Raw genomic sequence first — 13,151 nt, forward strand, 5'->3', positions numbered from 1 at the left:
CCTGATTGTGGAAACCAGCGTTACCGTTCTGTTGCTTGTCGCCTTTGTTGCGGCCAACCTGCCGTTCGTCAGCAACCGTGTTGCCGGCGTCAAGCAGGTCAGTCGCAAGCATTTCGGCTGGCATCTGGCAGAGCTGGTAACGCTGTTTCTGCTGCTGGGTTTGTTTGCCCGACTACTGGAAGGGCAGCTGGCACCGGTGCACCCGCAGAACTGGCAGTTCTACGTGACTACCGTTGCCTTGTTCCTGGTGTTTGCGTTTCCCGGCTTTGTCGCACGCTACTTCTGGAAACGTCGCAGTAATTAATGCCTGGCATCCAGATAAAACAGCCCGCTCATGCGGGCTGTTTTGCTTGGCAAACTAGTGACCCATGCTGTTGGTGTTAGTCCAGAAGTCATGCCGTGTTTATAGCCGGGCAAGGTGCGGCAGGGGAAAGTATGCGGCCAACCTGAGTATCCATATGATTCAGTGCAGTGCAGCTGAATCACTGGCAAGAAAAAACGGCCGGCTGCAATGCAGCGGGCCGTTTTGTTTGGCGCAGTGTGTTTCAGTACAGCTTGGCTTGTCCGGCTGGACGGGTCTTGAAGCGTTTGTGCAGCCAGAAGTACTGCTCGGGCGCCTCCAGAATTCGCTGCTCGAGAAAGGCGTTCATCGCACGGGTATCAGCAACGACGTCTTCGCTGGGGAAGTTTTCCAGCGGCGGATGAATGTCCAGCACGAAGCGACTGCCCTCGCGGCGCGCAATAGCCGGGACCACCTTTGCCTTGGCAAGCGCGGCGATGCGGGACAGGCCGGTAATGGTGGCGGCGTCAGTGGCAAAGAACTTCACGAACACTGAGTCGCGGGCGCCGAAATCCTGATCCGGCAGATACAGGAACGGGGTGTGATTCTTGCGCATGGCCTTGATGATGCTGCGCAAGCTCTCCTGCCGCGACACGATGAAGGCATTGTCGAAGCGGTTGCGCCCCTTGTAGAACTGCGCATCCAGTGTCTTGTTCTTCTGCTGGGAATAGACGCTGACCAGCGGTACTTCCAGGTTCAGGCGGTAGGCGCAGATTTCGAATGCCACAAAATGGGGGTAGAACAGGATCACATCTTCGCCGGCCTCACGCAGCCGGGTGAGGTTCTCCAGACCGCGAATCTCGACCAGTTTGCGCAAGCGTTCCGGCGATGACCACCAGACAATGCCGTATTCCAGCATCAGCTTCATCATCTCCACGCAATGACGACGGATCAGGCGGCGACGTTCTTGCGGGCTCATGTCGGGAAAACACAGGCGCAGATTGATCAGGCCGACGCGACGGCGCTCTTTGGCCAAGCGGTAAACGATCTGGCCCAGCAGCCAGGCCAGGGCGTGAATCAATTGCAGGGGCAGCAGGCGCAGCAGCCACAACAAGGCTAGTGCAATTTTCATGCAGGCATCTTTCAGACGGAGTCGGGAGCCGGGGCGCCGGCAGGGCGCTTGTAACGGTTGTAGCTCCACAGGTATTGGGATGGAAAGCGGCGGATCAGCCGCTCCACTTCGGCATTCAGGATGGCAACATCGGCTTCGCGCTGGCCGGTGAACGGCTGTGATTGCGGGGCAATATGGACGACAAAACCGGCACCATGCGGCAAACGTTCGCCGGTAAACCACAGCACTGCGACGTTATCCATTTGCGCCAGGCGTGGCAGCAGGCTCATGGTGAAAGCCGGCTTGCCGAAAAAAGGTGCCCAGACCCCCTCGCCACTGCCGGGCACCTGATCCGGCAGGATAATGGTGGCTTCGCCGGATTTCAGGGCCTTCATCAGCAAGCGCACGCCAGCGCCGGTGGCCGGCGCAGTTTTGGCCCCGCCGCGGACGCGGCCCTCGTTCATGATCGGCTCCAGCCAGGCAAGCTTAGGCGGGCGGTACATGGCGGTGAGCGGGAAGGGCAGGCGCGAGGATATATAGCGGCCGGCAATATCGTAACTGCCAAGATGGGGCGTGACGAAGATCAGCCCCTTGCCGGCGGCAAGAGCGGCTTCAACGTGCTCCCACCCCTGACAGCCCTTGATCAGGCTGACAATCGCCGCCGGTTCGCGGCACCAGGCAATCGCCAGTTCCAGTGCGCCCTTGCCGGTTTCTGCCGCAGACTGTTTGACGAGCTGTTCACAAACCTGATAATTTCCACCGATTTTACTATTCGCAATGTTCGTGCGCATGCGCGCGCGAAATCCCGGCGAAAACCAGTACAGCGCTCGCCCGAGCACGCTGCCTAATGCATGCAGCAGCGGAAGCGGTAAGGCGGCAAGCGCCTGCAGAACAAAACGTGCGAGTCGGGTCATGGACTTGGACGGACAAAAAAACGCGCTATTTTACATTAACTCACTGGCCATTTTCTGGAACGAAGACAATGAGCGAATATCTTTTTACCTCGGAATCGGTATCGGAAGGACATCCGGACAAGGTTGCCGATCAGATTTCTGATGCCATCCTGGATGCTATCCTGCGCGAGGACAAGTACGCCCGCGTAGCTGCCGAAACGCTGGTGAATACCGGCCTCGTCGTTCTGGCTGGCGAAATTACCACTACGGCCAACATCGACTATATCAAGGTTGCCCGCGAAACCATCAAGCGCATCGGCTACGACAACTCCGAGCTGGGCTTCGATTATCACGGCTGCGCCGTGCTGGTTGGCTACGACAAGCAGTCGCCGGACATCGCCCAGGGCGTGAACGAAGGCGAGGGTCTGGATCTGGAACAGGGGGCTGGCGACCAGGGCCTGATGTTCGGTTATGCCTGCGACGAAACCCCGACGCTGATGCCGTTCCCGATCTACTACGCACACCGCCTGGTGCAGCGTCAGGCCGAGCTGCGCAAGGATGGCCGCCTGCCGTGGCTGCGTCCCGATGCCAAGAGCCAGATCACCTGCGTCTACGACAGCGCCACCGGCCTGCCCAAGCGCATCGACACCGTGGTGCTGTCTACCCAGCACAGCCCGGACATCGATCACAAGATCCTGACCGAAGCGGTGATCGAGGACATCATCAAGCCGGTGCTGCCGCCGGAGATGATTACTGCCGAGACCAAGTTCCTGATCAACCCGACCGGCCGTTTCGTGATCGGTGGCCCGATGGGCGATTGTGGCCTGACCGGTCGCAAAATCATCGTCGACACCTACGGCGGTGCCGCACCGCACGGCGGTGGCGCCTTCTCCGGCAAGGATCCGACCAAGGTTGACCGTTCCGCCGCCTACGCCGGTCGTTACGTGGCCAAGAACATCGTCGCTGCCGGTCTGGCGCGTCAGTGCCAGATCCAGGTCTCCTACGCCATTGGCGTGGCGCAGCCGACCTCGATCTCGGTAGACACTTTCGGTACCAACGTGATCCCGAACGAACAGATCGTGGAACTGGTGAAGCGTCACTTCGACCTGCGCCCGAAAGGCATCGTGCAGATGCTGGACCTGCTGCGTCCGATCTACACCAAGACTGCCGCCTATGGCCACTTCGGCCGCGAAGAGCCGGAGTTCACCTGGGAACGTACCGACAAGGTGGAAGCGTTGCGCGCCGACGCCGGTCTGTAAGCGTTACCGCGCAAGCCGATGGAAAACCGCCAGCGATTGCTGGCGGTTTTTTCATGTTGGCCGCAGCTAAAGTACGGAAAAACCACGTATAATCGCGCGATTCCGGGGAGCGCTGCGAGGCTACGCCCCAGGCCCGGAACCTCCAAAACGGCGCTCACCTGCTGATTACTCTGCCACCTTCCGACCGGAGGCGGCTGGAAACCCCGTGCCGGGCACGGGATGCGCGGGTGAGCCATCCCTCCCGGCCTTCGTGAAAAGGATTGCACGATGGCTGACTTCAACGACTTCGTTGTTGCCGATATCAACCTGGCCGCTTGGGGCCGCAAAGAACTCAATATCGCCGAAACCGAAATGCCGGGCCTGATGGCGATCCGCAAGGAATACCAGCACGCGCAGCCGCTGCGTGGCGCCCGTATCGCCGGTTCGCTGCACATGACCGTACAGACCGCGGTGCTGATCGAGACCCTGACCGCGTTGGGCGCCGAAGTGCGCTGGGCATCGTGCAACATCTTTTCCACCCAGGACCATGCTGCCGCTGCCATCGCTGCGGCCAACATTCCGGTGTTCGCCTTCAAGGGCGAGAGCCTGGATGAGTACTGGGAATTCAGCCACAAGATCTTCGAATGGCCGGAAGGTCAGCCGGCGAACATGATTCTCGACGACGGTGGCGATGCCACCCTGCTGCTGATGCTGGGCAGCAAGGCCGAGAAAGATCTGGGCGTGATCAGCCACCCGAGCAACGAGGAAGAAACCGCGCTGTTCGCCGCCATCAAGCGCTATCTGGCCATCGATCCGCAGTGGTATTCCAAGCGTCTGCAGCACATCAAGGGCGTCACCGAAGAAACCACCACTGGCGTACATCGCCTGTACCAGCTGGAAAAAGACGGCGCGCTGCCGTTCCCGGCCTTCAACGTCAACGACTCGGTGACCAAGTCCAAGTTCGACAACCTGTACGGCTGCCGCGAGTCGCTGGTCGACGGTATCAAGCGTGCCACCGACGTGATGATCGCCGGTAAAGTGGCCGTGGTGCTGGGTTACGGCGACGTGGGCAAGGGTTGCGCACAGAGCCTGCGTGGCCTGGGCGCCACCGTGTGGGTGACCGAAATCGATCCGATCTGCGCGCTGCAGGCGGCGATGGAAGGCTACCGCGTGGTCCGCATGGATGAAGTGGCCGATCAGGCCGATATCTTCGTCACCACCACCGGCAACGTCGGCGTGATCAGCCACGAGCACATGAAGCGCATGCGCAACAACGCCATCGTGTGCAATATCGGCCACTTCGACAGCGAAATCGAAGTCGCCTCGCTGCGTCAGTACCAGTGGGAGAACATCAAGCCGCAGGTGGATCACATCATCTTCCCGGACGGCAAACGCATCATCCTGCTGGCCGAAGGCCGCCTGGTGAACCTGGGCTGCGCCACCGGCCACCCGAGCTTCGTGATGTCCAACTCCTTCACCAACCAGGTGCTGGCGCAGATCGAGATTTTCGCCAACGAGCACAAGTACGAAAACAAGGTGTACGTGCTGCCGAAGCATCTGGACGAGAAAGTGGCGCGTCTGCACCTGGAGCGCATCGGCGCCCGCCTGACCGAGCTGTCCGACCAGCAGGCCGCCTATATCAGCGTGCCGAAGGAAGGTCCTTATAAGCCGGCACACTATCGTTATTGATATTTGATGTCGGTAAAAAGCGGGCAGGCGGCTAGAATTTCCTGCCCGCTTTTTTGCGGCCAACGTTGGCCGCCAGGCGACAATCGGCATAGACCGGTACGCCTTGCCAGGGAATCCAGAACTCAGCGACCAGAACGGCCATGACAGAACGCAAACATACTTTCAGCTTCGAATTCTTCCCGCCGCGCACGGCGGAGGGGATGAGCAAGCTGCGCACTACCCGCCAGCAGCTGGCGCAATTCAATCCGGAATTTTTCTCGGTGACGTTCGGTGCCGGCGGCACCACGCGTGAAGGTACGCTGGCCACGGTGCTGGAGATTCGCGGCGAAGGCTATGCCGCCGCACCGCACCTGTCGTGTATCGGCTCCACCCGCGACAATATCCGCTCCATCCTCAATGAATACCGCAACCACGGCATCCGCCATATCGTGGCGCTGCGCGGCGATATGCCGTCCGGCATGGTGGAGGCGGGCGAGTTCCGTTACGCCAACGAGCTGGTGGCCTTCATCCGCGAAGAGCACGGCGATCATTTCCATATCGAAGTCGCCGCCTATCCGGAGTTCCATCCGCAGGCCCGTTCCGCCGAAGACGACATCAACAACTTCGTGCGCAAGATGAAGGCTGGCGCCAACTCGGCGATGACGCAGTATTTCTTCAACGCCGATTCCTACTTCCGCTTCGTGGACGAGGTGCAGGCACGCGGCGTGGATGTACCTATCGTGCCGGGCATCATGCCGATCGCCAACTTCGGCCAGCTGTGCCGCTTCTCCGATATGTGCGGCGCGGAAGTGCCGCGCTGGTTGCGTCTGCGCATGCAGGCCTACATGGACGACACCGCGTCGATCCGCGCGCTGGGGCTGGATGTGGTAACCGAGCTGTGCGATCGCCTGCTGGCAAACGGCGCGCCCGGGCTGCATTTCTACACCCTGAACCAGGCCGGCATCGTCTCCACCGTGTGGCAGCGTCTCGGCCTGTAATCGGCTGCGGCCAACCTTGCCGCGAAAAAAAACCGCCGGCTGCCATGCAGTGCGGCGGTTTTTTTATGGCGGGCGGGCTGCCTTTTACGGCCCGACCACGCGGTTGCGGCCCTGATGTTTGGCCTGGTAAAGCCGGCTATCGGCTTCGGCCAGCAAATCGTCGATGCTGTCATGGCGGCTCAGGTCGAGGCTGGCGACGCCGATGCTGATGGTGACATGGGTGGAGACTGCCGAGGCCATGTGCGGGATGGCCAGCTGCCAGACGCGCTGACGCAGCTGTTCCGCTTGCTGGAGGGCATGCTCGCTGTCGGTGCGTGGCAGCAGTACGGCAAACTCCTCGCCGCCGATGCGGGCCACCAGTTCCTCGTCGTGCGGAAACTGCTGTTGCAGTTCACTGGCCAGCTGGCGCAGGCACTGGTCGCCTTCCAGGTGGCCGAAGCAGTCGTTGTAGGCCTTGAACAGGTCCACATCGAGCAGCAGCACCGATAACGGCTGTTGCAGTGAACAGGCGGCGCTAAATTCTTGCTGCTTGCGCAGGTCAAACAGCCGGCGATTGGCCAGCCCGGTCAGTCCGTCGGTGTTGGCGATGCTTTCCAGTTTGGCATTGGCCTGCGCCAGCGCGTGCTGGGCATTGTCCAGTTCTTCCATGTGCTGCTTGCGCAGCAGCACGTTGCATAGCATTTCCCCGACCAGCCGCAGTAGCGACAGCTCCTTGTCCAGCCAGCTGCGCGAGCGGTTTACCGCATCGCAGCCGACAAAGCCCAGCACCTGCCCCTGATGCGACAGCGTCACTACCGCAATACTCTGGATGCCGTGCTCGGCAAAGCGCTCGCGCTCGTAATGGCCTTCCTGCGGAATCTCATCGAGACTGGAAAAGGCCAGCAGCTGCTGGCGCATCAGCTGCGGCACAAACCATAACGACTCGCTGATCGGATAGTCTTCATAAAAGCCGGCGGTGCTTTTTACTCCGCTGGCACACCACTCCTGATTGTCGTGAATGGTCATCTCCGGCGTGACGCGGAACAGGTAGCAGCGGTCGACTTCCAGCAGGGTGCCGATGCGTTCCAGCGCGCTGTCCACCGCCTGATGCTGTTCTTCCAGCGGTAGATGGATGAAGCGGGTGGACAGCTCGGAGATCAGGTGCTGGAAGCGGCTGAGGTGCTCCAGCTCGGCGGTACGCATGGCCACCAGTTCGGCCAGGTGGTCGCGGTGGCGCGCCAGCTCGTGTTCCTGGCGCAGGTGTGTCGCTTCGTAACCCTGTTGTTGCTGCTGCAATTGTTGCAGGGCCGTGCTCAGGGCGGATATTTCATCTTCGGCATCAAGGTTGGCCGCCGGCAGGATACGCTCCTGCAGCTGTCGCAACGGCTGCAGGAAGCGCTGCTGCTGGAAGCGGTAGCACAGCACGGTCAGGCCGCTCAGTCCTGCCAGCAGTTCCAGCAAAATCAGCAGATTGTCGCGCCACAATTGCTGTTCCAGCGCGGCCTGTGACAGGCCGATATGCAGCATGCCCAGCGGCTGGTCGCCGGTGCGGTGCGACTGTACCGGCAGCTCTATCGCATGGCTTACGCCATTGATGTTGCCAAGCTCCAGCAATATTGCACCCTGGTTGTTGCGGAGTGAAATCTGGCGGATGCCGTCTTGTTGCAGCAAGTCCTGCAGCAGTTGCTGGGTGGCGGCCTGGTCAACATCCCAGACACTCTGCGCCAGCATCGGCATGACCTGCTGTTCGATGCGCTGCGGCACTTCGGCCAGTTGCTGCTGCTTGGCGCGATGACCGAGGTACATGTGCAGCAACAACGCCGCGGCGCAGAACAGCGCGCTGAACAGCAGTGCGCGTTGCAGCAGTTGCTGGTTGAGTGGTTTGGCTAGCGTCAAGGCAGGGCTTTCTCAAGAGTCGGCACGAGCAGGTTGCGGCGAGCTGCTGCTAGCAACTGTCAATCAAAAAGCGCGCACTGGCAAGCCGCGCGATGTGCTCACGGCAGGCAGGGCGGCAAGCGCAAGTTGCGGCAATGATAGCCGGATGCGACAAGGCCCGGCGGAGCCGGGCCTTGGTGCTGGCATCGGGGCAGGCCGTTGTCGCCCAACGCTGCTGTCACACGGCGGCGGGCACCGCGCCGCTTATTGTCCCAGATGCGAGATCGGCAGTGCGGTGGTTTTCTTGAACTCTTTCAGCACGAAGCTGGATTTGACGTCCTCGACGCCCGGCTGCTGCAGCAGATCATCCATCACGAAGCGCGAGAAGTGCTCCAGATCTTCAAAGTACACCTGCAGCAGGTAATCCATTTCGCCGGTCATGGCGTAACAGTTCACCACTTCCGGCCAGCGTTGTACCGCTTCCATGAAGTTTTCCAGGTGGCCACCGCCACGTTTTTCCAGCGATACGCGGACAAAAGCCTGCAGGCCGAGGCCGATTTTGGCTGGCTCCAGCAGGGCCACGTACTGGCGGATGACGCCGGATTCTTCCAGCTGTTTCAGGCGGCGCAGGCAGGGTGAGGGGGAGAGGGCTACTTTTTCAGCCAGTTCGACGTTGGTCAGGCGTCCATTGGCTTGTAATGCGGCCAACATCTTGATGTCGGTCTTGTCCAGTGTTGCCACGGGCATGATGTCTCCTGATTATGGGTTTGCTCTGGAATTTTGTTTTATGTTTTTGATTTTCTGCGCATTATATCGCAAGAAAATTGCCGGCAAGTTTACTTAGAATACTCCGCTATAGCCAGTCATTTATTACGGCGGCAGCAGATCGCCGGATAGCAAAATACAAGAGGAGAGTGCCGTCAGGCCGCTGTTTGGCGGCATTTTACGGCGCTGCAGGCAGTACTTCGCGAGATGGTATCTGCTTGTAGTGGTGTTGCATTTTTATCTCCCGTTGTCCGGCATGACGTCGTGATCTGGCCAGGACGGCCTTGTGCCGCACACCTACAGAGCTGCAGCCCGCATCGAGGCCGCAAAGAGGAGAACAGCATGAAAATGGAACACCACCTGATGAATCCGCTGGCAACCGACGGCTTCGAGTTTGTCGAGTACACCGCACCCGATGCCGACGGTGTCGACAAGCTCAAAGCGCTGTTCCTGTCGCTGGGCTTTATCGAAGTGGCCCGCCACCGCAGCAAGAATGTCAGCCTGTTCCGCCAGGGGGATATCAACTTCATCCTCAATGCCGAACCCACCCAGCCGGCTACCGAATTTGCCGGCCAGCATGGCCCGTCGGCCTGCGCCATGGCCTGGCGCGTGCAGGACGCCGCCAAAGCCTACGAGTACGCGTTGGCGCACGGCGCCAAACCGTATACCCGCCCGATCGGCTATATGGAGCTGAACATCCCGGCAGTAGAAGGCATTGGCGGTTCCGCGCTGTACTTTGTGGATCGTTACGGCAGCAAAGACATTTACGACATCGACTTCGTGCCGCTGGAAGGTGTCGACCCGCATCCGGTAGGCGTGGGCCTCAAGGTGATCGATCACCTGACCCACAACGTGTTCCGCGGCAATATGGCGCACTGGGCCGGTTTCTACGAGAACATCGGCAACTTCAAGGAAATCCGCTACTTCGACATCGAAGGCAAGCTCACCGGCCTGGTGTCCAAGGCGATGACCAGCCCGTGCGGCAAGATCCGCATCCCGATCAACGAGTCGTCCGATGACAAGAGCCAGATCGAGGAATTCCTCAAGCAGTACAACGGCGAGGGTATCCAGCACATCGCGCTGACCACAGAGGACATCTACACTACGGTGGAAACCCTGAAGGCACGTGGCACCCGCTTCCTCGACACCCCGGCCACCTACTACGAGAAAGTGGACCAGCGCGTGCCGAACCACGGCGAAGACCTGGCGCGCCTGCAAAAGAACAGCATCCTGATCGACGGTGCGCCGGTGGAAGGCATCCTGCTGCAGATCTTCACCGAAACCGTGATCGGGCCGATCTTCTTCGAGATCATCCAGCGCAAGGGCAATGAAGGCTTTGGCGAAGGCAACTTCCGCGCGCTGTTCGAGTCGATCGAGGAAGACCAGATTCGCCGCGGCGTGCTGTCCGCCGACTAAGTTTCGGCTGCGGTGCCGGGGGCAGGGTGTGGACGATCTGGGCCGCGCCGGCACCGCCTGCCGATCCTGCAAGCGTCTGGCCGCAGCATCCGTGCTGCGGCCAACGTGTTGCTGCAATCTGCTGGAGCAAACCATGACTGATCTCACCAACGTTGGCCGCACGCTGTTCGGCTACTTCCGTTCCTCTGCCGCCTATCGGGTGCGTATTGCCCTCAATCACAAGGGGCTGGCTTACCGGCAGCAGCCGGTCAGCCTGGTCAGGGGCGAGCAACGCAGCGAAGACTATTTGGCGCTGAATCCGCAAGGGCTGGTGCCGGCATTGCTGGATAACGGCGTGCTGCTTACCCAGTCGCTGGCGATCTGCGAGTACCTCGACGAAGCCTATCCGCACACGGCAGCATTATTGCCAACCGCCGCGGCGATGCGGGCGCGGGTACGTGCCGCGGCGCAAAGCATTGCCTGCGACATCCATCCGCTGAATAACCTGCGGGTACTCAACTATCTGAAGAACGAGCTGCAGCAGCCGGAAGAGGCGCGCAATGCCTGGTACCGGCACTGGCTGCAGGAAGGCTTTGCCGCGCTGGAGCTGCAGTTGGCTGATAGCGCCGGCCAGTACTGTTTTGGCGATGACATTACGCTGGCTGATGTATGCCTGCTGCCGCAGGTCTTCAACGCACGGCGTTTCAATGTGGAGATGGCGCCATATCCGCTGCTGGCCGCGATTGCCGACCGCCTGGAGCTGCTACCCGCTTTTGCCGCGGCGCACCCGGCGCAACAGCCGGACGCGGTATAAAAAGCAGCAGATTTGAAAAAGAAGCCGTTTTCGGCAGTATTTACCGGAAAAGCCTTGACGCTTAAATCGCGATCTGCTTTAATGCGTGCCTCTGATGCAGCACGCAAGTGCACGGCGAAGAGGCCAATTAGCTCAGTTGGTAGAGCAACGGATTGAAAATCCGTGTGTCCTTGGTTCGATTCCGAGATTGGCCACCACTTTTCCCGCTTCAGATGTCTGGCCAATTAGCTCAGTTGGTAGAGCAACGGATTGAAAATCCGTGTGTCCTTGGTTCGATTCCGAGATTGGCCACCAGAATATAAAAAAGCCGCAATCGTTTGATTGCGGCTTTTTTGCGTCCTCGCTCGACGCGCGATGTCCGGGTTTGTCGTTCCTGCTTCTATACTGCATAACCTGACGTTGGTCAGGTGGTGAGAAACGTGAAGATGCTAGGCTGCAAGCTGTTCTGGAGCCTGGCTTAACGTGGGAATTGATAATGGAAATGACAGTACTGATTGTTGACGACAATCAGGCCAACCTGATGGTGCTGGAGCACATGGTGGGCCGCATCTCCGGCTGCGAGGTCGTGACGATGACCGATCCGGAAGCGGCGCTGCAGTGGTGTCGTTTCCACGAGCCCGATCTGGTGCTGACCGACTACATGATGCCGGGCATGGATGGCATCGCGCTGGTGAGCGAGATGCGTGCGCTGCCGCATGTCGCCGATGTGCCCATCATCATGGTGACGACCAGTGACATGAAGACGGTGCGGCAGAATGCGCTGGAGTCTGGTACGACCGACTTCCTGGCCAAACCGCTGGACCCGGCGGAAACCCGGGCGCGCATCCAGAACCTGCTCAAACTGCGTCAGGCGCAGCGCCGGCTGAAGGAGGCGGCTGCACAGGATTTGATCATGCGACTGTCGCATATGGCGGAGTCGCGAGATCCGGAAACCGGACGCCATATCGAGCGCATGGCCAAGTACTCGTACCTCATTGCCCGGCAGATGGGGCTGGACGAACATGTCTGCGAGTTGCTGCAGCTGGCCGCGCCGATGCACGACATCGGCAAGGTGGCCATTCCGGACCATATTCTGCTCAAGCCGGGGCGACTGGAGCCGGCCGAGCTGGTTGTCATGCAGACACACGCCAGCCGCGGAGCCGAGTTCCTGCGCGGCAGTAGCTCGCCACTGCTGGAGATGGCTTACGACATAGCCATGACACATCACGAAAAATTCGACGGCAGCGGCTATCCGAACGCGCTGGCCGGTGATGCCATTCCGCTGGTTGGTCGCATCGTGGCGGTGGCCGATGTGTTTGATGCGCTGACCTCGGCGCGGCCGTACAAGCCGGCGTGGCCGCTGGAGCGCGCGCTGGGGCTATTGCAGGAGCAGCGCGGCAAGCATTTTGACCCGCAGGTGGTCGATGCTTTCTTTGCCGCCCAGGCGCAGATCATGCAGGTTTACCAGCAGCTGCACGATGGGGCGGATATGTCATCCCCTGCGGCTGGCGATCAGGCTAGGCCAGCTTCTTGATATAGGCGGCTACGCCACCTAGCAGCATCTCGATGGAGATGGCGGTCAGGATCAGGCCCATCAGCCGCTCCATCGCTGTCATCGCCTGCTCGCCCAGCAGGCGGTGGATCTTGCCGGAAAACAGGAATACCAGCAGCGTGACCAGCATGGTGAGGGTCAGCGCGCCGATCCACTCCGGCATGCGCTCCGGTTCGCGGGTGGACATCAGCAATACGGTAGCCATGGCCGATGGCCCGGCAATCAGCGGCACCGCAATCGGGACGATGAACGGTTCGCCGGTGATCTGGTTGCCCGCCAGGCTGCCTTCGCCCGGAAAGATCATCTTCAGCGCGATCAGGAACAGTATTACCCCGCCGGCCACGCGCAGGCTTTCATCGGTCAGGTGCATCAGCTCCAGAAAGCCTTTGCCGAAGAACATGAAAACCAGCAGTACCAGATAGGCGATCAGGCATTCGCGGTATACCACCTTTCGCCGGCGCTCCGGCTTCACCTTTTTCAGTGCCGAGATGAACAGCGGGATATTGCCCAGCGGGTCGGTGATCAGGATCAGCAGCACGGTGGCAGACAGAAAGGATGTATTCATCAGGCGTTCCGTTCAGGGGCGGAATGAGAAAAAGGGCGC

Annotated in this window: 12 protein-coding genes, 2 tRNA genes and 1 riboswitch; of the genes, 9 read left to right on the forward strand and 5 right to left on the reverse strand. The window is 60.2% G+C overall.

Annotated elements, in window-relative coordinates; translation table 11 throughout:
- Window positions 1-7 precede the first annotated feature (7 nt).
- Window positions 8-304, forward strand: coding sequence for a DUF2818 family protein (locus tag HU218_RS15995; RefSeq protein ID WP_174875940.1), 297 nt, complete (start codon window positions 8-10; stop codon window positions 302-304).
- Window positions 305-545: 241 nt separating this feature from the next.
- Here the strand turns inward: HU218_RS15995 and HU218_RS16000 are convergent, their stop codons facing one another.
- On the reverse strand, window positions 546-1,412 hold the full coding sequence (locus tag HU218_RS16000; protein ID WP_174875941.1) for a lipid A biosynthesis lauroyl acyltransferase: 867 nt from the start codon (window positions 1,410-1,412) through the stop codon (window positions 546-548).
- A gap of 11 nt (window positions 1,413-1,423) precedes the next feature.
- Window positions 1,424-2,305: a lysophospholipid acyltransferase family protein gene (locus tag HU218_RS16005; protein ID WP_174875942.1), complete on the reverse strand. Its 882-nt coding sequence runs from the start codon at window positions 2,303-2,305 to the stop codon at window positions 1,424-1,426.
- A gap of 68 nt (window positions 2,306-2,373) precedes the next feature.
- Between HU218_RS16005 and metK the strand changes: the two genes are divergently transcribed.
- The 3 genes from metK (at window position 2,374) to metF (ending at window position 6,188) form a co-directional block, all read left to right on the forward strand.
- A complete protein-coding gene (gene metK, locus HU218_RS16010; RefSeq protein WP_174875943.1) occupies window positions 2,374-3,543 on the forward strand; it encodes a methionine adenosyltransferase in 1,170 nt (389 codons plus the stop codon).
- 98 nt (window positions 3,544-3,641) lie between these two features.
- Window positions 3,642-3,706, forward strand: a riboswitch (S-adenosyl-L-homocysteine riboswitch).
- 104 nt (window positions 3,707-3,810) lie between these two features.
- Window positions 3,811-5,211, forward strand: a complete 1,401-nt coding sequence (gene ahcY, locus HU218_RS16015) for an adenosylhomocysteinase (protein ID WP_174875944.1) — start codon at window positions 3,811-3,813, stop codon at window positions 5,209-5,211.
- A gap of 140 nt (window positions 5,212-5,351) precedes the next feature.
- Complete coding sequence (gene metF / locus HU218_RS16020) at window positions 5,352-6,188, forward strand: methylenetetrahydrofolate reductase [NAD(P)H] (RefSeq protein WP_174875945.1); 837 nt, start codon at window positions 5,352-5,354, stop codon at window positions 6,186-6,188.
- A gap of 84 nt (window positions 6,189-6,272) precedes the next feature.
- On the opposite strand, the gene HU218_RS16025 is transcribed toward metF, so the two are convergent.
- Together HU218_RS16025 and HU218_RS16030 are read right to left on the reverse strand one after the other, a co-directional pair.
- Window positions 6,273-8,063 (reverse strand): GGDEF domain-containing protein, encoded by a 1,791-nt coding sequence (locus tag HU218_RS16025; protein ID WP_174875946.1) that lies wholly within the window; start codon window positions 8,061-8,063, stop codon window positions 6,273-6,275.
- Between the two features lie 243 nt (window positions 8,064-8,306).
- Entirely contained in the window at window positions 8,307-8,789 is a 483-nt protein-coding gene (locus HU218_RS16030; protein ID WP_174875947.1) for an Lrp/AsnC family transcriptional regulator, read from the reverse strand.
- A gap of 360 nt (window positions 8,790-9,149) precedes the next feature.
- On the opposite strand from HU218_RS16030, the gene hppD reads away from it, so the two are divergent.
- The 5 genes from hppD to HU218_RS16055 all read left to right on the forward strand — a co-directional run bounded on the left by hppD (window position 9,150) and on the right by HU218_RS16055 (window position 12,529).
- Entirely contained in the window at window positions 9,150-10,223 is a 1,074-nt protein-coding gene (gene hppD / locus HU218_RS16035; RefSeq protein WP_174875948.1) for a 4-hydroxyphenylpyruvate dioxygenase, read from the forward strand.
- Window positions 10,224-10,356: 133 nt separating this feature from the next.
- Entirely contained in the window at window positions 10,357-11,016 is a 660-nt protein-coding gene (gene maiA, locus HU218_RS16040; protein ID WP_174875949.1) for a maleylacetoacetate isomerase, read from the forward strand.
- Between the two features lie 121 nt (window positions 11,017-11,137).
- Window positions 11,138-11,213 (forward strand) — tRNA-Phe (locus HU218_RS16045).
- Window positions 11,214-11,234: 21 nt separating this feature from the next.
- Window positions 11,235-11,310 (forward strand) — tRNA-Phe (locus tag HU218_RS16050).
- 181 nt (window positions 11,311-11,491) lie between these two features.
- Window positions 11,492-12,529, forward strand: coding sequence for an HD domain-containing phosphohydrolase (locus tag HU218_RS16055; RefSeq protein WP_246211336.1), 1,038 nt, complete (start codon window positions 11,492-11,494; stop codon window positions 12,527-12,529).
- On the opposite strand, the gene HU218_RS16060 is transcribed toward HU218_RS16055, so the two are convergent.
- Window positions 12,513-13,112: a MarC family protein gene (locus HU218_RS16060; protein ID WP_174875950.1), complete on the reverse strand. Its 600-nt coding sequence runs from the start codon at window positions 13,110-13,112 to the stop codon at window positions 12,513-12,515. The genes HU218_RS16055 and HU218_RS16060 overlap by 17 nt on opposite strands.
- Between the last annotated feature and the right edge of the window lie 39 nt (window positions 13,113-13,151).

This window comes from Vogesella oryzae (genome assembly GCF_902829295.1).
GTDB classification, from domain to species: Bacteria; Pseudomonadota; Gammaproteobacteria; order Burkholderiales; family Chromobacteriaceae; genus Vogesella; species Vogesella oryzae.

Coding starts and splice junctions, on each gene's coding strand:
- HU218_RS16000 (WP_174875941.1), bottom strand. CDS start 1,412: ATGAAAATTGCACTAGCCTTGTTGTGGCTGCTGCGCCTGCTGCCCCTG.
- HU218_RS16005 (WP_174875942.1), bottom strand. CDS start 2,305: ATGACCCGACTCGCACGTTTTGTTCTGCAGGCGCTTGCCGCCTTACCG.
- metK (WP_174875943.1), top strand. CDS start 2,374: ATGAGCGAATATCTTTTTACCTCGGAATCGGTATCGGAAGGACATCCG.
- ahcY (WP_174875944.1), top strand. CDS start 3,811: ATGGCTGACTTCAACGACTTCGTTGTTGCCGATATCAACCTGGCCGCT.
- metF (WP_174875945.1), top strand. CDS start 5,352: ATGACAGAACGCAAACATACTTTCAGCTTCGAATTCTTCCCGCCGCGC.
- HU218_RS16030 (WP_174875947.1), bottom strand. CDS start 8,789: ATGCCCGTGGCAACACTGGACAAGACCGACATCAAGATGTTGGCCGCA.
- hppD (WP_174875948.1), top strand. CDS start 9,150: ATGAAAATGGAACACCACCTGATGAATCCGCTGGCAACCGACGGCTTC.
- maiA (WP_174875949.1), top strand. CDS start 10,357: ATGACTGATCTCACCAACGTTGGCCGCACGCTGTTCGGCTACTTCCGT.
- HU218_RS16055 (WP_246211336.1), top strand. CDS start 11,492: ATGGAAATGACAGTACTGATTGTTGACGACAATCAGGCCAACCTGATG.
- HU218_RS16060 (WP_174875950.1), bottom strand. CDS start 13,112: ATGAATACATCCTTTCTGTCTGCCACCGTGCTGCTGATCCTGATCACC.